Here is a 16855-nt window from a genome sequence, read left to right on the forward strand (position 1 = left end):
CCCACGGGGTGAAACGTGCTGAGTCTCACCGAAAACTGGGAGCACCCACCCAGCGGCCTCCCCACGGGCTCCCCGGCCTCTCGGAGCGGCTAGACGGCCTGCGGTTGTCCCAGCACGGCAGCCAGCCACACGGTCACGGCCACCGCGCCCGGATCCGGCACGCCGACCGACCGCTGGCCGACGTAGCTCGCGCGTCCCTTGGAGGCGGCTCCCTCGGCCGTTGCCTGGGCACCGTCCCGGGCGGCCCGCAGGACGACGACGTCATCGGCCTCCCCGTCCGCGAGCGCCTGGGCCGCCGGAATCAGGGCATCGAGCATGGTTCCGTCCCCGAGCTGCGCCCCGCCGAGTTCCTGGATCCGCCCGACCGCCGTCTGCAAGCCCTGCGCGAGGGTCCCCCGATCGGGGTCTTCCACGCCTTCAGCGACCGCATCGGCCAGGCCGAGCGCCATGAGGGCGTAGAGGGGCCCGGAGGTTCCACCGACCTCCTTGCGCAGGATGTGGGCCAGGGCCAGGAAGTACGTCCGGGCATCCGGCGCCGTCGACAACTGCTCCCTGTGGTCCCGGACGGCACGGGCACCGCGGGCCAGGTTGGTGCCCAGGTCTCCGTCGCCGACCTGCCGGTCCAGGTCGGTGAGCTGCGATTCGGCGTCGAGCACGGCATCGACCGCGCGATCCGTCGCGGCCAGCAGCGTCGGTGAGGTCCGCCCATTCCCCAGTACCTTGAGCGGGGATTCCACCGTCACGTCCACGGCAGCGATGTCCGCAGGGACCGTGGGTAGCACCCAGGCGGGCGCCTCCGTCGCGGCGGTCAGTTGGGCCACCTGTGAATCCGTGACCTTGGCCAGCGTCACGGAGGCACCGGGCATGTCCAGGCTGGTCAGCAAGCTGCCGACCAGGGCCAGGGCGGGGTGGAGTCCATGTGCCCGGACTGCGGTGAGCACCTCCCCGGCCAGGATCTCCAGTTCCATGGGCGGCGTGGCGCCCAGCCCGTTGACCAGGACCACCACGTCGTCATCGGCGGTCAGCTCGCGGTCCCGGACGATGGCCGACACCAGGCTTTCCGCAACGTGCCGAGCTGACTCGGCGCTCCCGCGTTCGCGGCCCGGTTCGCCGTGGATGCCCAGACCCCATTCGACCTCGTGGTCCTCCAACGTGAAGTTCGTCTGTTCGGCGCCCGGGGCCAGGGCCGCGCCGAGGGCGATACCCATGCTGCCCATGCCGGGCAGGAAGGCCTCCACCTCCTGACGGATCTCTCGGGCGGAGGCACCCTGCTCGGCCATGGCGCCGGCCAACTTGTGCACCAGGACCGTCCCGGCGATTCCCCGGCGCCCTGCACCGGCCGAATCGGCCAGCGCGACGTCATCGGCAACCACCACCTGCTCGACCGTCCGCCCGCGAGCGCGCGCGTTCTGGGCGGCCAAGCCGAAGTTCAGGCAGTCCCCGGTGTAGTTCTTGACCACCAGCAGGACGTCACGGTCCGGGCCCACCGCCTCGATGGCTGCTTCCACCGCGTCGACAGAGGGCGAGGTGAACACGGGTCCGCACACGGCGGCGTCGAGCATGCCCTGTCCCACGAAGCCGGCATGGGCTGGTTCGTGGCCGGAGCCTCCCCCGGAGATCACGGCCGTCGTCCCCGTCCCACCGGCCCGGACGACGACAGGCCAGTCCCGGACCCGGGTCAGGGCTCGGTTGCGCGTGGTCAACCCGGTGATGAGATCCTCGATCACGTCCTCGGGGTCATTGATCAGCTTTCGCACGGTGCTCTCCCGTCGTGGTGCTCCTGGTGTTGGTTGCGGCTGCTGTCCGCAATCAAGAACTTGAACTAGGTCACATTCGCACCGTAGCGCTACTGTGCGTGCATGGCTAAAGACCCGGTTGAATCCACCGCTCCGGCGGCTGACAACGACGCCCTCGATCTCGAGGACGACGCCCATCCGAAGCGTCAGGCGCGGATGAACAAGGACGTGTACGAAGCGGAGTTGCTGCGCCTCCAGGCAGAGCTCGTGGAGATGCAGGAGTGGGTCCGTTCCACCGGGCAGCGCGTCGTCGTGATCTTCGAAGGCCGTGACGCGGCGGGCAAGGGCGGCGCGATCAAGCGGGTCACCGAGTACCTGAACCCGCGCATTGCGCGCATCGCGGCTCTGCCTGCCCCGACCGAGCGGCAGAAGACGCAGTGGTACTTCCAGCGTTACATCGAACATCTGCCGGCCGCCGGCGAGATCGTGCTCTTCGACCGTTCCTGGTACAACCGGGCCGGCGTGGAGCGGGTCATGGGCTTCTGCACGCCGCAGGAGTACCGCCGGTTCCTGCGTCAGTGCCCGATCTTCGAGCGCATGCTGGTGGAGGACGGGATCATCCTCATCAAGTACTGGTTCTCCGTCTCCGGCGACGAACAGTACAAGCGCTTCGAATCCCGCATGTCCGATCCCATGCGGCACTGGAAGCTCTCCCCCATGGACCTGGAGTCCATCACCCGCTGGGAGGACTACTCCCGCGCCCGCGATGCAATGTTGGTGCACACCGACATCCCCGAGTCCCCCTGGAACTTCGTGGAGGCCGAGGACAAGCGCCGCGCCCGGATCAACATGATCGCGGACCTCCTGGACCGCGTCCCCTGGTCGCGGGTGGAGCGTCCGGAGATCACGTTGCCCGAACGCCCGTCCACCAACGGTTACCGCAGGCCCGATCGTTCCCTGCAGCACGAGGTCTTCGACCACTCGGCGGCGGTCGAGGCGGAAGCCCTCGGCAAGGGGAAGGCCGAGAAGACCGGTAAGTCCGGGAAGGGCGGCAAGGGCAAGAAGAAGTCCTGATCTCCCCGGATCCCGGGTGGAGCCCCGGGCCTGAATTCCGGATGGAGCCCTACACACGACGACGGCGGCAGGTGGCCTGCCGCCGTCGCCATGCGTAGGGCTTAACCGACCTGTGCCGAGGAGCCTCAGCGGATGGCCAGCCGCTCCTCCATCTCCTCCAGCGGGACGCCCTTGGTTTCCGGCATGGCCTTGAGCACCCACACCAGCTGCCCGACCATGCAGACGAAGAACACCGCGAAGGCCATGCCCGGACCCAGGCCACCGGCGATCCACGGGAAGGTCCAGGTGATCACCGCAGCGGCGAACCAGTGGGTGAACGAGCCCAGGGCCTGGCCACGCGCACGCACCCTGTTGGGGAAGATCTCGGAGATGAACACCCAGATCACCGAACCCTGGCCGAAGGCGTGCGCCGCGATGAACAGGAGCAGCGAGGCAAGAACCAGGGCGCTGCTGAGCCCGGAGAAGTTGTGCCCCTGGGTGAAGAACAGCAGTGCGATCACGCCCAGGCTGATCAGGTAGCCGATCGACCCGATCAGCATGAGCTTGCGGCGTCCGAACCGGTCGATCACGGTCAGAGCCACCATGGTGGCCACCAGGTTCATACCGCCCACGGCGATGGACTGCAGGAAGGCCGAGTCCTCCGCGGCACCGGCCATCCGGAAGATGTCCGGTGCGTAGTACATGATCGCGTTGATGCCGGAGAGCTGGTTGAAGGCCGCGATGGCGATGGCCAGCAGAATCACGCGGCGGTACTTTGCGGTGAAGAACGGGGCGGGACGGGAATCCTGCGCCAGATCCGCGATGGCCTCCTGGATCTCGCCTTCGAGCTCCGCGGCCTCCTCGGGGCTGGAGGCGAGGCGCTCCATGTTGGTGCGCGCGGCCTCGGTCTTGCCTGCCAGGAAGAGCCACCGGGGAGATTCGGGGACGGTGAAGAGCAAAAGCACGAACACGGCAGCCGGAATGGCCTGCACACCGAGCATCCAGCGCCAGGCCACGTCCTCACTCAGCAGTTGCGCCAGGACGTAGTTGGACAGGTAGGCCAGCAGGATGCCCAGGACCACGTTGAACTGGACCAGGCCGACCAAACGGCCCCGCAACCGCGGGGGTGAGATCTCGGCCGTATAGATCGGTGCCGTCACGGACGCACCGCCCACACCGATTCCACCGATCAGGCGGAAGAACATGAACAGGTACCAGTTCTCCGACAGCGCGGCACCGATCGCGGAGAGGAAGTACAGCGCCCCGATCACGAACAGGACCTTCTTGCGACCGTAGGTGTCGGCCGGCTTGCCCGCCGTGAGTGCGCCGATGATCGTGCCGATGAGGGCGGTGGCGACCGTGAATCCCAACGCAAAAGATCCCAGGGAATACTTTTCCGTCAATGCCTGCGTTGTACCGGAAATGACTGCCGTGTCGAATCCGAACAACAATCCCCCGAGCGCGGCAACTATGGCGCTGCGCAAAACGAGCGGTTTCATGATTTCCCCTAGAGTTCCCGTGGATAGTTGCCTGTCAGGCTAGGTATCGCCGCAACAGGGGTCAATTCGTGGCGAATGTTGCATCGCGACCGGGGAAATGGTCGAGATGTTACGCGAGGAACACCTGAAATTGTGGGGGCGCTTTACCGGCCCCGGTGGTAAGATCTGCGGCTATCCGACCGATTTCGGGCATGAACTTGGCACCGTGTCCCGAGCAGGCCGACACAACCGTGAGGCCCTCCCAGGCGTCGATCACGAAGTCTTCGCTGGGCGTGTTCGTGAACAGGCACGTGGTCTCCGCGTAGGGCTCGGGAATCAGCCCCGGGATCCGACGGCGGACGAAATCCACCACGCGCGCCCTGTTGGCCGGGTCGACGACGCCGTCGCGTCGGCTGGCCGAGGACAGGCGCCTGCCACCGTTGAATTCGGCGATCTTCTGGCCCCTGTGCTGGGCATCCCGTCCACCCGGCAGGCCGTAGAGCACGATCTCCCGGGACATGTTGATCAGGGTGGGCCAGGACGCATCCTCCGGGCTGTTCCGGTTGTCCCGGTACGGGAAGTGGAAGGCGTTCTCCTGCCGGACCTCGAAGGCCGGGAGCAGGGAAACCGGCAGGGGCAGGCCCGGCAACAGCATGGGAAGCCAGGCACCCGCCGCCACCACGACCCGCCGAGCCCGCACGGCATCGCCCGCGGATGACCTCACCAGAAAACCGTGTGGGGTCCTTTCGATCCGTTCGACCGGCCAGTCGGTGAGCAGACGTGCGCCAGCAGCCTGGGACGCACGGAGCATGGCCTCCACTGCGCGTTCAGCGTCCAACACACCCGCCCCCGGATGCCACAGGACGGGGCCGCGGAACTCGATCCCGGGCCACCGTCGGGCAGCCTCGGCTTCGGAAAGCAGTTCATGGGGTTGGCCGGCGCACTGCAGCCAGGACGCCACCTTCGGTGCCTCGCGTCGGTCACCGAAGCCCAGGGCTCCTGTCCAGGTGATGAGCGGTTCACCGTGCGTGTCCTCGAGCTCCGCCCACCCGTCCCCGGCAGCCACGGCCATGCGGGTGTAGAGCTCAGTGTCGTAGGCCAGGCGGAAGATCCGGGCGGAACCGTGCGAGCTGCCCTCGGCATTCGCCGGGCGGGTTCGTTCCAACATCAGGACGTCCACGCCCCGCTGGGCCAACCGCCACGCGGTGGCCGCCCCGGCCAGGCCGGCCCCGACGATCACCACCTCGGCGTCAGTACCGTCGTCGTTCATCGGATCTCCCTCAGGGGCAGCGTGTCGGCTCTTGAAGTCAAGAGGTCGTCGGTTCAGACCCAGCTGGAGCCGGGCGGCAGGCGGCGGCGAACCACCGCAACGGGTTCGCTGTACCCGATGCTGCCAGGGTCTCCGGCTCCCGCACTGTCAAAGATGCTCAGGATGAAGAGCACCAGCCACACGATGCCGACCACCACCCACAGGGGCGCCAGTCCCACCCCGAGATACCGCCAGGCTCCGCGCCAGACGCCGACTCGTCGACCGGTCCAGGCCCGCAGGGACACGACGTCGAACAGAAGCTGCCCGGGTGAGCAGCGGCAGCCGTACAGCACGCCCAGGAACACGAGCACCAGGGGGTACACACCCAGCCCGATCATCAGGCCGAGGTCCGAGTCCAGGCCTCCGCTGGACACCAGGACCGCTGCCAGCGTGAACCCGGTCGCGGTGAGCAGGACGACCAGGCCGCCGTCGACGATCCGAGCACCCCATGCCCGGTTGTCGGAGGCCACGGGGTACGGCCGTCCGTTGCGGGTGACACTCGTGATGCGGTTCTTGGTACGGCCCGCACCGGGGTTCCTGCGCGCTTGCTGGGTCATGACTGCAGACTACTGTCGCGGCGCGCCGTAGAGCCGAGCGCGTAGGCGACCGTGGGCATGACCACGGTGACGGGGGCACCTGAGGAATCTCCGGTGTCAGCCACCGCGTCGGCCATGGCCTGCCGGAACGCGACGACACCCGGAAGCCCCGCCCGGGACGACCGCGTGGCGGTGAAGATGTTGCGGTGCGGGTGCCCCGGCAGCTCGATCAGCTGCGTGCCTGACGTGTATTGGCTGCCCACCAGGCCGTGGACGAAGCCCACCGCGTGCCCCGCCCGAACCATGTGGATCTGCAGGAGCGGATCGGGTGATTGCAGGACCGTGCGCGGCTCGAACCCCGCCCGGCGGCACATGGAATGGGACCACACACCCATCTGCGTCCCGTAAGAGTCCAGCGCCCACGGGGCATCAGCAAGGTCGGAGAGGTCCCGGACCCGTGCCGCCAGCGGACCCTCCGCAGGCAAGGCCAGCACCTGGGGGTCCAGCAACAGTTCCACCCGGTCCGTACCGGCCCGCGGGGACACGGGGAACCCGGGAAGCTCCTCCCCCACGATGAGGTCGAACTCGTGGGACTACAGCCCGTCATAGGCGGGGTCCAGTTCCCGCTGCGTGATCTCCACGCGGAGCTCAGGGTGGCGCTCCGCCAGCAACGTCAGGGCCGGTGGCACCACGGTCATGACCACGGTCTGGAAGGAGGCCACCCGCAGGACTCCGCGGACCTCCTGATCGGCAGCGGCCAGTTCCGATTCGGCCCGCTCCAACCGGGCGACGACGGCGTCGGCGTGCTCCACCAGGGCGCGGCCGGCATCCGTCAGGTGGACGCCGCGCCCCACACGTTCCAGCAGCGCGACGCCCGCCTCCCGCTCCAACAGCGCCAACTGCTGAGAGACAGCCGACGGGGTGTAGGACAGCACCTGGGCCACGCGCGAGATGGTCCCGTACCGGTGCAGCTCACTGAGCATCCGGAGTCGGTTGACGTTCAGCATGTTGCAGTTTTCCTAAACCGTGCGCGTAAGAATCTTTCGCTAGATTAATCAAACGGCGGCGGCCATGCTGAATCCATGACCGCGACCGCTCCCGTTCCCGTTATTCCCCAGGCCGGGACAACGTCTACCCAAACCACCTCCGGCACCACCGGTTCCGTGAACGGTGACCGGCCGGGCTCGCAGGGCACCGCGGTGCTTCTGGTCCTGGGGTCCTGCGTCTCCCTGCAGACCGGCGCCGCGTTGGCCATGCAGCTCTTCCCGGTCCTGGGCAGCTGGGGCACCACGTCCATCCGCCTGCTCGTCGCTGCCGTTGTGTTGATGGCGATCGTCCGGCCCAAAGTGCGCGCCTGGACCGGACGCCAGTGGCGGGCAGCCATCGCCTTCGGCATTGCCATGGCGCTCATGAACGGGTTCTTCTATGCGGCGCTGGCCCGCATTCCGCTGGGACCGGCGGTGTCCATCGAGTTCCTGGGTCCCTTGGTCTTGGCTGCAGTGCTGTCCCTCCGCCCGCGGGATCTGATCTGGGTCGGCCTGGCCTTGGCCGGAGTGGCCCTGTTCGGATTGGAATCCGCGCTGGGTTCCGGCGGCCTGGATCCGGTCGGCGTCGTCCTGGTGCTGATCGCGGGCGGCTTCTGGGCCCTGTACATCCTGACCAGCTCGCATGTGGGGCAACTCATCCCCGGACCGGGCGGCCTGGCCGTCGCGCTGCTGATCGCAGCCCTCTTGCTGTTGCCCTTCGGTGCAGCCCGACTGCCTCAGATCGTGAGCGACCCGCACCTTCTGTTCCTGGCGCTGGGTACGGGAATCCTGGCGTCGTTGTTGCCGTACGTCCTGGAACTCAGCGCCCTCCGCACGCTTCCCCGCCCGGTCTTCGGCATCTTGCTGAGTCTGGAACCCGCGGTGGCAACGCTCGCCGGATGGATCCTGCTGGGCCAGGAGGCCAGCGGGTGGAAGCTGATGGCCGTCGCCCTGGTGATGACCGCCAGCATCGGCAGCACATTGGCCGCACGGCAGCAACGCCCGACGACGCCGGAACCCGCGCCGTCGTCTGCTGCCTAAGCTGGGACGATGAACGCTTCGGTACCGAACCCGCTGGAAACGCTCACCCTGGACGCGCTGCGCCGGCGAACCAGTGAGAAGTGGCGACATTACCCGGCGGACATCCTTCCGCTGTGGGTGGCGGAGATGGACGTGGTGCCGCCCGAGCCCGTGATTGAGGCCGTGCACGCGGCCATGACCCTGGGCGACACGGGTTATCCGTCCGGGGACGCCTATCCGCGAGCGCTCAGCCGGTTCGCGAGCGACCGGTGGGGCTGGGCCGGCCTGGATCCCGAGCGCATGCTGACGGTTCCGGATGTCATGACCGGGCTGGTTGCCGCGGTGGAGGTCCTCACCGAACGCGACGACGCCGTGGTGGTCTGCTCCCCCGTGTATCCGCCGTTCTACGGGTACATGAGTCAGGCCGGCCGGCGGGTGCTGGAGGCACTGCTGACCGACGACGGTCGCCTGGATCCGGAAGCCGTCCGGGCGGCGTTGACCGAGGCGCGTTCCACGACCCGCCAACCCGTCCTGCTGCTGTCCAACCCGCACAATCCGACAGGTGTCGCCCACACCCGCGAGGAACTGACGGCCGTGGCCGCCGTGGCCCGGGAACTCGGGGCCCGGGTGGTTGCGGACGAGATCCACTCGCCACTGGTCCTGAACGGGGCCGATTTCACGCCCTTCCTGAGCGTCCCCGGAGCGGAGAACGCGTTTGCCGTGTTCTCGGCGTCCAAGGCCTGGAACCTGGCGGGGTTGAAGGCCGCCGTGCTGTCGGCCGGCCCCGAGGCGGCCGCGGATCTCCGTCGCGTGCCCTGGACGGTCAACGCCGGGGTCAGTCACGTGGCGGTCATCGCCCATTGCGCAGCACTCGAGCACGGTGTGCCCTGGCTCGATGCCCTGCTCTCCGGTCTGGAGCAAAACCGGGACCTGGTTGCCTCCCTGGTGGAGGAACACCTGCCGGGAGTGACCATGAACCGGCCCCAGGCCACCTATCTGGCATGGCTGGACTGCCGGGCCTTGGACCTGCCTCCGGCCGAGGCCGGCTCGGTCTCCCAGCGGTTCGACCTGGCCGGGCCTGCCGCCTTCTTCTTCGATCACGCTCATGTGGGGCTCAACGACGGCGCCAGGTACGGGTCCGGTGGAGAGGGTTTCGTCCGGCTCAACTTCGGTACGTCCTCGGCCGTTCTTCGGGAGGCCTTCGAGCGGATGGGCCGCGCCCTCCGCGCGCGCTGAGGGTACCTGGCGGGCCGCTGGGCATGCAGTCGGCCCGCCAGATCGCCCCAGGTTCTTTGCACACCACCTTCTTGTCATCTTGACTCAAAGGTGTAGTCTCGGATGACTTCTGGTCATTCGGACCATAACCGTGGTGCAAGGAGGCCCCATGGCAGCGCAGGACTTCTACGGCTCCGTGTCCCTTGCCGTGTCCACGGTGATCTTCGCTCTCAAGGAGCGCGCGCTCTGGGTTCCGCTGGTCCGCCGCGAACGCGAGCCGTACAAGGGATCCTGGGCGCTCCCCGGCGGTCCGCTCTCCCCCGGGCGGAACCTGCCAGACTCCGCGCTGAGCACGCTCGAATCCACAACCGGGCTGACGCCGTCGTACTTGGAACAGCTCTACGCCTGGGGCAATCCGGAGCGTTCCGGCGGGGACGGGCACGTGATCTCGGTGGTCTACTGGGCGGCGCTCTCCAGCATGCCGGACCAGGAGGCAGAGGGCGTGGCCTGGTTCTCGGTGGACGGCCTGCCGTCCTTGGCCTTCGACCACGCGGAGATCCTGGACTACGCCGTCACCCGCCTGCGCCGAAAAGTGGCCTACAGCCGCATCGCCCATTCGTTCATGCCGGACACCTTCACGCTCACGGAACTGAGGGAAGCGCACGAGGCGATCCTGGGCCACGCGCTGGACCCGGCCAACTTCGCCCGGCAGTTCCGGTCCTCCCCCGCACTCATCGACACAGGCCGGCACCGGGAAGGCACCCCCTTCCGCCCTCCGCGCCTCTACCGCTACGACCGCTCGCTCACCTACGCCGACGACGGCGCCCTCGCCCGCGCATCCTCCGCGCCCGACGACACCCAGGATCCGACATGCTGACCCGCACCGAACGGCTCGAACGCCTCACCTTCACCAGCAAGCACCGCAGACTCCTCGGTACCTCCGGCGTCGGGTGGGCCTTGGACGCGATGGACGTGGGGCTCATTTCCTTCGTCATCGCAGCCCTGGGGCAGCAGTGGGCGCTGGATGACACCACCAAGTCCTGGATCATCTCCATGGGGTTCGTCGGCATGGCCCTGGGAGCCACGTTGGGCGGCCTGCTCGCTGATCGCATCGGCCGGCGATCGGTGTTCGCCCTGACGCTGCTGATCTACGGCTTGGCAACGGGCGCCACCGCGTTGGTCACGTCCGTGGGCGCGCTGCTCGTGCTCCGGTTCCTGGTGGGCCTGGGTCTGGGTGCCGAACTTCCCGTGGCCTCGACCCTGGTGTCCGAGTTCGCGCCCAAGAAGATCCGCGGCCGCGTGGTCGTGCTTCTGGAGGCCTTCTGGGCGTTGGGGTGGATCCTCGCGGCCGTCATTGGGTACACCGTGGTGGCCGGATCGCACGACGGCTGGCGCTGGGCCTTGGCGCTGGGTGCTGTTCCCGCCCTGTGGGCGCTGGTGATCCGGTGGAAGACACCCGAGTCCATCCGCTTCCTGGAGGCCAAGGGACGCCACGACCAGGCCGAGAGCGTTGTGCGGGAGTTCGAGGAAGCCGCCGGCGTGGGCTCAGCCCAGGCGACGCCTGACGACGTCGCCGTCGCGCCGAGCACCGGCGGAACGACGACGATCCACGAGACCGATCAGACGATCTTCTCCCCCGGTCTGCGACGCCGGACGATCGCCCTGTGGGTGGTCTGGTTCTGCATCAACCTGTCCTACTACGGGGCCTTCACCTGGATCCCGTCCCTGCTGACGGCTCAGGGCTTCACGCTGGTGCGCTCCTTCGAGTTCACGCTGATCATGACGCTGGCGCAGTTGCCCGGGTACGCCGTGGCGGCCTGGTTGATCGAGGTCATCGGACGGCGGATCACCCTGGCTCTGTTCCTGGCAGGTTCCGCGGGGGCGGCCGTCGCCTTCGGCCTGGCGGGTTCACCCGTCACGATCATCGCTGCGGGCTGCGCGTTGTCGTTCTTCAACCTGGGTGCCTGGGGCGCGCTGTACGCGATCGGCCCGGAGCTCTATCCGACGTCGGTCCGCGGCACCGGCACCGGAAGTGCTGCGGGCGTGGGACGCATTGCGTCAATCATCGCCCCGTTGTTGGTACCCGTCCTAGTGGCTTCTGGTGGTCTGAGCCTGACCTTCGGAGTGTTCTCGGCCGCCTTCGCCATCGCCGCCACGGCTGCGTTCCTGCTGCCGGAGAAGCGAGGACAGGCGATCGACTGAGGCGGGCCTCGTGCCAGTGGCCGGCCGGCCGAGGCCATCCGGGGTTGCGCCCTAAGTCTGCTCCTGCGTGGCCAGCCGGATCAGATTGCGGCCCGCCAGGATGCACAACACGCTCCACGGCACGAGGGACGTGATCGCGAAGACCATCCCCACCATGCCGAAGGTCGAGGGCACCAGCATCAGCACGCCGACGCCGAGTGCCCACCACCATGTCTTGGCACCCATCTCGGTGGTCCGGCGAAGCAGCGACGTCAGGATCAGGAACGCAGCGGCCCCGAGAAGGTAGTAGACCAGGAAGGCCGTGCCCTTCCACGCGGTGAGCACCGCTTCGCCCGCCGCCCGGTAGGGCAAGCGCTCACTCGCATCAGCGGCATCGGCATGCTGATTGGCCAGGACCAACATTTCCACCGCCGGGTTGGACGCGTAGTAGGCCGCCATTTGCAATGGTTCCCAGGATGACGACCAGTACGACTCGTGACGGAGAGACGTGCCACAGGTGAGCCGCCAGGCCCAAGTAGAACAGCAGAACCAAGGCGTTGTTGATCAGGTACAGCACGCCCAGAGACAGCAACCCGATGACCGGAGAAGCGTGGAGCAGGTCGAACAATTCCGGCACCGTGTGGACCGGTGGCCAGATCACGAAGACCACCAGTTGCACCACGAGCAATCCCACGGATGCCCATGCTGCGATGCCACCGACCAGCAGAAGCTCCCGCCCCTGTACGGGGCCTCTCCCATCCACGACGACCTCCTGTGCGGCGCTGCGTCCATATAACACGCTAGGTGCGTCGGGTCGGCGCACCTAGTCCACGCCCAGGCCGTGGCAACGGAATGGCATCAGTGCACGAGAACGAACGCCTGGGGGAACGACGACGTCCGTTCTTGCCGCACGACGAGAGTGCTTCGAGCGTTGGTACGCTCCCGAACACCAGCGGTTTCGCAAGGGTTGACACGCGTCGGAAAGCCCCCCCTGATCGACGCGTCGAATGCCCCGATGCTAAGCTGTCGCAGGTTGTCGCAACCGTGCAAGGCGCCAATCACATAGTTGCTTCATGCAAAGAGACGGATGTCGGGCGTCTTGTGGTGCTGACCATCCACGGGATCGACGATCCAGGTTTCGACGCCTTCCCCTATTACGTGGCCCCAACGCGAACAAGAGCAAGTGGCCCTCAACAGTGGCTTGCAGGCGGTGATCGTGCGGTCTATGAGCTTCTCGCGCGACCCAGGCTTGCCCTACTCGGCATTCACTCAAGCGTGCCGCGCTTTCAAACCCAGCGAGCTGATCCCGGCGATCGCGCGGGCCTCGGCAGCGCTTGGCGAACCGCCGTATTCAGATGCTGTGAAACATCGGATGCCGCCCTGGGGATTGGCTGCGGCCGCGCGAGATTCGCTTCTCTACGGCAATGAGTATCGCTCGAAGCCCGTCGATGAGACGGCGCTACAGAAGCTGATGCACAAGTTCCCGAACGCGATGGACATCGACGATGTCGGGGCCGCGGACTTTCTCGTCAGACTGATGACTCGAGTCACGTACGAGCAGTTCCCCTACCAGGAGTCGATCTTCGAGGAACTTGCTCGCTCACACGCCTGGATGGTCGAGGGCCTGCCCGACGTCGAGACCCGAGTGATTACCGAGGACTCGCTGGCGGACATGCTCGACGGAGTTCCGTTCCGCGAGGCGATAGGCGCGACGTTCTTCCTCCAAGTGGGTGCCTTCCAGAACGGTGGAGCATACAAGCCTGGCTGGCTGGATCAGCCAAACTTCACTGAAGTGCTGAAGCTCTATCCGCGGACGAACATAGAGAAGATCGCCTCGCGACTCACCACGACACCCGCAGCGTTTCGGACTGCTTTCAACGACCACTCGGTCGGAACAGCCACAGCGGCCCGATTCGATTACAACCCGTTGTTGGCGACGCCGTTCGTGGACATGGGCGACGGGGAACCGGTTGCTCCAGCGACGCGTCTGATCATGCGGACGGTCACGCCGGGAGGCTTGTACTACGCCGGGATGAGCAAGCACGGCGAGGCTTTCGCGGATGATCTCGGAGGTCTGTTCGAGCACTACATTGGTCGACAACTCAGACTGATCGAGGACGCGGAGGTTGAACCCGAGATTGTCTTCGGCAAGGGTGGCGGTCGCAAGAGCGTTGACTGGTTTGTGATCCTGCCGAATCTGGTCATCTTGGTTGAGGTCAAGTCTCGCCGCCTCGGCCCGGCAGCACGGGCCGGCGATGCCACGCTGATGAACTCGCTCAGCAAGACCCTAGGCGGCGCACACCAGCAGTTGGCCCGTACGGTCGGCCATCTTGCTGACAATCATTCAGCGTTCACCAACATCCCAACCGACCGCCCCATGTTGGGGTTGATCGTCACGGCGGAGCCGTTCTATACCGGTGCCGCGTACCTTCTCGACCATGACGTTGCGGTCATCCGTCGCGGGAAGCTCCCAGATGTTCCTGTAGCCGCAGCGAGCGCGCGTGAAGTCGAGTGGCTCGTGACGCACGGCAAAGACGTTGAGCCGCTGCTCCTCGCGGAGATCGCGAAGAGTGCAAGCGGTGTCGTCAGCCTGCGTGACATCGGTAGGAAGGCTGATACCGAGAATCCGATCCTGTCGAGCGCTTGGAATGCGTATCCTTGGCCGACCGGCAAAGGACGCGACGCCGGAGAATCACCAGCGACGCCGTCCGGCAGTCCCGATTTCAACAAATTCTGAAGGCCTGGCTTACCCGACAGGCACCTCAACCGGCCACGCTGACCGAGCTGCCAACCTTGATCAACAAGTCTCGCCACAGCTAGAACCCCGGGTACCTAAACCCCCACGACCAACCCTCGCGGGGCCCCAGGACCACCCCGGACAGCAAAATACCCGGATCCCAACCGGGATCCGGGTATTTTGCTGATCTCCTAAAAGATCACATTGGTGGAGCTGAGGGGACTCGAACCCCTGACCCTTTGCATGCCATGCAAATGCGCTACCAGCTGCGCCACAGCCCCATGTCGTCGACCCGGAAACTCTACCATGACTGACCCTTGCAGGATCACTCGGTGTAGTTTGCGGAACACATCGCGTTCACTTCCGTGTTCGCGTCCCGTCCGGACAACGATGTAGATACTAGGACGGATCCGCCGCCCCGTGCAAATCGTCCTGCTCCGACCCAGCGCCTTCCGCGGCATCACCAGTCGAAGCGTCCGCGGCCGGCGTCAGCCCCAGGTCCACGACGGGAGATTCGTTCCAGAGCCGCTCAAGCGCGTAGAACGCCCGGTCCTCGTCGTGCTGCACGTGCACCACCACATCGCCGTAGTCCAGCAGCACCCAACGCCCCTGCCCCTTGCCTTCGCGGCGGATGGGTCGCAGGTCGTGCTCAGCAATCAGCGCGTCCTCGATCGCATCGACGACGGCGCTCACCAACCGCTCGTTGGAGGCCGAAGCCACCAGGAAGGAGTCAACGATGCCCAGGGCGTCACTGACATCCAGGGCAACGATGTTCTCGGCCTGCTTGTCGTCGGCTGCTCGTGCAGCCGTACGGAGGTACGCGAGGGAGGTTTCGGGAAGAGTCATGCGGCGGTCGGCGCCTTTCTCACAGCAGTATCAACAGGATCACAACAGCCAATGCCAGCAGCACGACGGCGGCCAGCACCAGCAGGAAGGTCTTTCCGCCACCGGATTCCCGGTACTTGGACGGTTCCAGCAGTTCCAGGCCCTCGGCGTCAAGGGCGCTCACGGGCTGGCCGGGTTCTTGGGTGTCGGTGTCGGATGCGGGACCCGACGATTCGCCGTCGGACTCCGCGCGGTCAGCCGCGCGTGCACCCGTGGCGGTGGAACCAGAGCCAGCCGATGCGGGGGTCGGCACGGGAGGCACGGGGGCGCCGTCGTCGGACGTCCTGGAAGCGGAAGCCCGCTCAGCGGTGGCGCGGTCCTCCTCCGAAGCGAGTGCGGCGCGCGAAGCCAGCTCGGCCATCCGGCGCTGCTTCATGGCCAGGTCCGGGTCCACGTGCTCCGGATCATCGGACTGGTTCTGTTCCAGTTCCTTCTGGTGCTGCTCCATCTGCTCGCGCAGCAGCGCCAGACGGCGCGGGCCCAGGGGCTTGTCGGCCGCTTCGCTCGGGGTGCCACCCAGGTCGATCTCCGGGGCGGGCAGGTCCAGCGCCTCGGCATCCCCTGACGGGATGTTGACGATCTCATCGGGAACGTCCGCGTTCACCGGGGACGTCCCGTCCGGTTCCGGGTAGCGGTCCTGACTCATGCTGTGGCCTCTTTCGTTTCCTAGACCGGATCGGTCACGGGTGGGCTGGTTTCCGTTGACGCTCGTCGGTCCTTGCGCGACCCCAGGTACAGGCCGTACTTGGCGATGTACTGGACCACGCCGTCCGGCACCAGGTACCACACGGGCTTTCCCGCAACCACGCGGTCCCGGCAGTCCGTGGAGGAGATGGCCATCGCGGGCACCTCCATGAGCGTGACGCCGCGGGCGCCGTCGGGAATCGCCAGTTCGTGTCCTGGACGGGTCACGCCCACGAACGTGGCCAGATCCCACATCTGTTCCGCGCCGTGCCAGCTGAGGATTTCGCTCATGACGTCGGCGCCCGTGATGAAGAACAGGTCCGAATCAGGGCGCTGTTCGTGCAGATCACGAAGGGTGTCGATCGTGTAGGTCGGCCCACCGCGGTCGATGTCCACCCGGGACACACTGAACCGAGGATTCGACGCCGTGGCGATGACCGTCATGAGGTAGCGGTGCTCCGCCGGGGAGACCTTCTTGCCGGCCTTCTGCCACGGCTCCCCCGTGGGAACGAAGACCACTTCGTCCAGGTCGAACACCGCCGCGACTTCCGACGCGGCCACTAGGTGCCCGTGGTGAATGGGGTCGAAAGTGCCGCCCATGACACCCACGCGGGTGCGGTCGGCCACCCGAGGGGGCACGTTGATCTCGTGAGCCGGGTTCACGTGAACGCTAGGGTTCAGCGGTTCCGCTTGGCTTCGTAGGAAGCGACGGCGTGAGCCTCATCCGACGGCAGAGCGGACGGGTTCTCGTGGTGGTCCGAGGCGTCCGGCAGGGAGCTGCGCGGGCTGAAGGTCATGGTCGCCAGGAACATGGCGGTGAAGAGCACGAAGGCGATGATGCCGAACCAGTGCGCTTCGATCGGAAGCTCGTTGACGACGTGCGCGCCTTCTTCTGCCGCCTGGATCAGCGGATTCGCCTGCAACATGAGAGTCCCTTCGTGAGCAGAACCAGTGCCGTGGTGTGAAGTCGGTAGCGGGTCAGCCCTGACAACCGGC

At 66.7% G+C, this 16855-nt stretch carries 15 protein-coding genes, 1 tRNA gene and 2 pseudogenes; 6 read left to right on the forward strand and 12 right to left on the reverse strand.

Annotation, left to right across the window (positions count from 1 at the left end; translation table 11 throughout):
- Positions 1-89 precede the first annotated feature (89 nt).
- Positions 90-1757 carry a dihydroxyacetone kinase family protein gene (locus GWK18_RS00935; RefSeq protein ID WP_166832554.1) on the reverse strand — a complete coding sequence of 556 codons (1668 nt, stop codon included), beginning with the start codon at positions 1755-1757 and terminating at the stop codon, positions 90-92.
- Between the two features lie 195 nt (positions 1758-1952).
- Here GWK18_RS00935 and ppk2 point away from each other — a divergent pair, with 195 nt between their 5' ends.
- Positions 1953-2810, forward strand: a complete 858-nt coding sequence (ppk2, locus tag GWK18_RS00940; RefSeq protein WP_209280889.1) for a polyphosphate kinase 2 — start codon at positions 1953-1955, stop codon at positions 2808-2810.
- A gap of 125 nt (positions 2811-2935) precedes the next feature.
- On the opposite strand, the pseudogene GWK18_RS00945 reads toward ppk2, so the two are convergent.
- From GWK18_RS00945 to GWK18_RS13365, 4 genes and pseudogenes are all read right to left on the reverse strand, one after another.
- Positions 2936-4306: pseudogene (locus GWK18_RS00945) on the reverse strand (sugar porter family MFS transporter); the annotation flags it as partial.
- A 91-nt stretch (positions 4307-4397) separates the two neighbouring features.
- The gene (locus tag GWK18_RS00950) at positions 4398-5537 is read right to left on the reverse strand and encodes an FAD-dependent oxidoreductase (protein ID WP_166832560.1); all 1140 of its coding nucleotides are present in this window, start codon (positions 5535-5537) and stop codon (positions 4398-4400) included.
- A gap of 53 nt (positions 5538-5590) precedes the next feature.
- Positions 5591-6133 carry an RDD family protein gene (locus tag GWK18_RS00955; RefSeq protein WP_166832562.1) on the reverse strand — a complete coding sequence of 181 codons (543 nt, stop codon included), beginning with the start codon at positions 6131-6133 and terminating at the stop codon, positions 5591-5593.
- A pseudogene (locus GWK18_RS13365) lies at positions 6130-7119 on the reverse strand (LysR family transcriptional regulator). Before GWK18_RS13365 ends, GWK18_RS00955 begins: the two are co-directional and overlap by 4 nt.
- A gap of 75 nt (positions 7120-7194) precedes the next feature.
- On the opposite strand from GWK18_RS13365, the gene GWK18_RS00965 reads away from it, so the two are divergent.
- The 4 genes from GWK18_RS00965 (at position 7195) to GWK18_RS00980 (ending at position 11574) form a co-directional block, all read left to right on the forward strand.
- Positions 7195-8178: an EamA family transporter gene (locus tag GWK18_RS00965; protein WP_166832564.1), complete on the forward strand. Its 984-nt coding sequence runs from the start codon at positions 7195-7197 to the stop codon at positions 8176-8178.
- A 9-nt stretch (positions 8179-8187) separates the two neighbouring features.
- Complete coding sequence (locus GWK18_RS00970; RefSeq protein WP_166832566.1) at positions 8188-9393, forward strand: aminotransferase class I/II-fold pyridoxal phosphate-dependent enzyme; 1206 nt, start codon at positions 8188-8190, stop codon at positions 9391-9393.
- A 148-nt stretch (positions 9394-9541) separates the two neighbouring features.
- Positions 9542-10249, forward strand: a complete 708-nt coding sequence (locus GWK18_RS00975) for an NUDIX domain-containing protein (protein WP_166832568.1) — start codon at positions 9542-9544, stop codon at positions 10247-10249.
- Positions 10243-11574: an MFS transporter gene (locus GWK18_RS00980; protein ID WP_166832570.1), complete on the forward strand. Its 1332-nt coding sequence runs from the start codon at positions 10243-10245 to the stop codon at positions 11572-11574. The genes GWK18_RS00975 and GWK18_RS00980 overlap by 7 nt, the downstream gene beginning before the upstream one ends.
- Before the next feature lie 51 nt (positions 11575-11625).
- On the opposite strand, the gene GWK18_RS00985 is transcribed toward GWK18_RS00980, so the two are convergent.
- A complete protein-coding gene (locus GWK18_RS00985) occupies positions 11626-12012 on the reverse strand; it encodes a hypothetical protein (protein WP_166832572.1) in 387 nt (128 codons plus the stop codon).
- A complete protein-coding gene (locus tag GWK18_RS00990) occupies positions 11939-12316 on the reverse strand; it encodes a hypothetical protein (protein WP_166832574.1) in 378 nt (125 codons plus the stop codon). The genes GWK18_RS00985 and GWK18_RS00990 overlap by 74 nt, the downstream gene beginning before the upstream one ends.
- 462 nt (positions 12317-12778) lie before the next feature.
- Here GWK18_RS00990 and GWK18_RS00995 point away from each other — a divergent pair, with 462 nt between their 5' ends.
- Entirely contained in the window at positions 12779-14290 is a 1512-nt protein-coding gene (locus tag GWK18_RS00995; protein WP_166832576.1) for a hypothetical protein, read from the forward strand.
- 205 nt (positions 14291-14495) lie between these two features.
- On the opposite strand, the gene GWK18_RS01000 is transcribed toward GWK18_RS00995, so the two are convergent.
- From GWK18_RS01000 to GWK18_RS01020, 5 genes are all read right to left on the reverse strand, one after another.
- Positions 14496-14571 (reverse strand) — tRNA-Ala (locus tag GWK18_RS01000).
- Between the two features lie 118 nt (positions 14572-14689).
- Positions 14690-15136: a ribosome silencing factor gene (gene rsfS, locus GWK18_RS01005; protein ID WP_166832578.1), complete on the reverse strand. Its 447-nt coding sequence runs from the start codon at positions 15134-15136 to the stop codon at positions 14690-14692.
- A 19-nt stretch (positions 15137-15155) separates the two neighbouring features.
- Positions 15156-15821, reverse strand: coding sequence for a hypothetical protein (locus GWK18_RS01010; protein WP_166832580.1), 666 nt, complete (start codon positions 15819-15821; stop codon positions 15156-15158).
- Between the two features lie 20 nt (positions 15822-15841).
- Positions 15842-16522, reverse strand: a complete 681-nt coding sequence (gene nadD, locus GWK18_RS01015; RefSeq protein ID WP_348535790.1) for a nicotinate-nucleotide adenylyltransferase — start codon at positions 16520-16522, stop codon at positions 15842-15844.
- Positions 16523-16536: 14 nt separating this feature from the next.
- Entirely contained in the window at positions 16537-16785 is a 249-nt protein-coding gene (locus tag GWK18_RS01020; protein WP_166832582.1) for a hypothetical protein, read from the reverse strand.
- Positions 16786-16855: the final 70 nt, after the last annotated feature.

The sequence above is a fragment of the Kocuria sp. JC486 genome, assembly GCF_011602805.1.
Classification (GTDB): Bacteria; Actinomycetota; Actinomycetes; order Actinomycetales; family Micrococcaceae; genus Kocuria; species Kocuria soli.

Excerpts from the sequence above, each read along its gene's own strand:
- GWK18_RS00980 (WP_166832570.1), top strand. The coding sequence starts at position 10,243 with ATGCTGACCCGCACCGAACGGCTCGAACGCCTCACCTTCACCAGCAAG.
- GWK18_RS00985 (WP_166832572.1), bottom strand. The coding sequence starts at position 12,012 with ATGGCGGCCTACTACGCGTCCAACCCGGCGGTGGAAATGTTGGTCCTG.
- GWK18_RS00975 (WP_166832568.1), top strand. The coding sequence starts at position 9,542 with ATGGCAGCGCAGGACTTCTACGGCTCCGTGTCCCTTGCCGTGTCCACG.
- GWK18_RS01020 (WP_166832582.1), bottom strand. The coding sequence starts at position 16,785 with ATGTTGCAGGCGAATCCGCTGATCCAGGCGGCAGAAGAAGGCGCGCAC.
- ppk2 (WP_209280889.1), top strand. The coding sequence starts at position 1,953 with ATGAACAAGGACGTGTACGAAGCGGAGTTGCTGCGCCTCCAGGCAGAG.
- GWK18_RS01010 (WP_166832580.1), bottom strand. The coding sequence starts at position 15,821 with ATGAGTCAGGACCGCTACCCGGAACCGGACGGGACGTCCCCGGTGAAC.
- GWK18_RS00955 (WP_166832562.1), bottom strand. The coding sequence starts at position 6,133 with ATGACCCAGCAAGCGCGCAGGAACCCCGGTGCGGGCCGTACCAAGAAC.
- GWK18_RS00970 (WP_166832566.1), top strand. The coding sequence starts at position 8,188 with ATGAACGCTTCGGTACCGAACCCGCTGGAAACGCTCACCCTGGACGCG.
- GWK18_RS00995 (WP_166832576.1), top strand. The coding sequence starts at position 12,779 with ATGAGCTTCTCGCGCGACCCAGGCTTGCCCTACTCGGCATTCACTCAA.
- GWK18_RS00950 (WP_166832560.1), bottom strand. The coding sequence starts at position 5,537 with ATGAACGACGACGGTACTGACGCCGAGGTGGTGATCGTCGGGGCCGGC.
- rsfS (WP_166832578.1), bottom strand. The coding sequence starts at position 15,136 with ATGACTCTTCCCGAAACCTCCCTCGCGTACCTCCGTACGGCTGCACGA.
- GWK18_RS00965 (WP_166832564.1), top strand. The coding sequence starts at position 7,195 with ATGACCGCGACCGCTCCCGTTCCCGTTATTCCCCAGGCCGGGACAACG.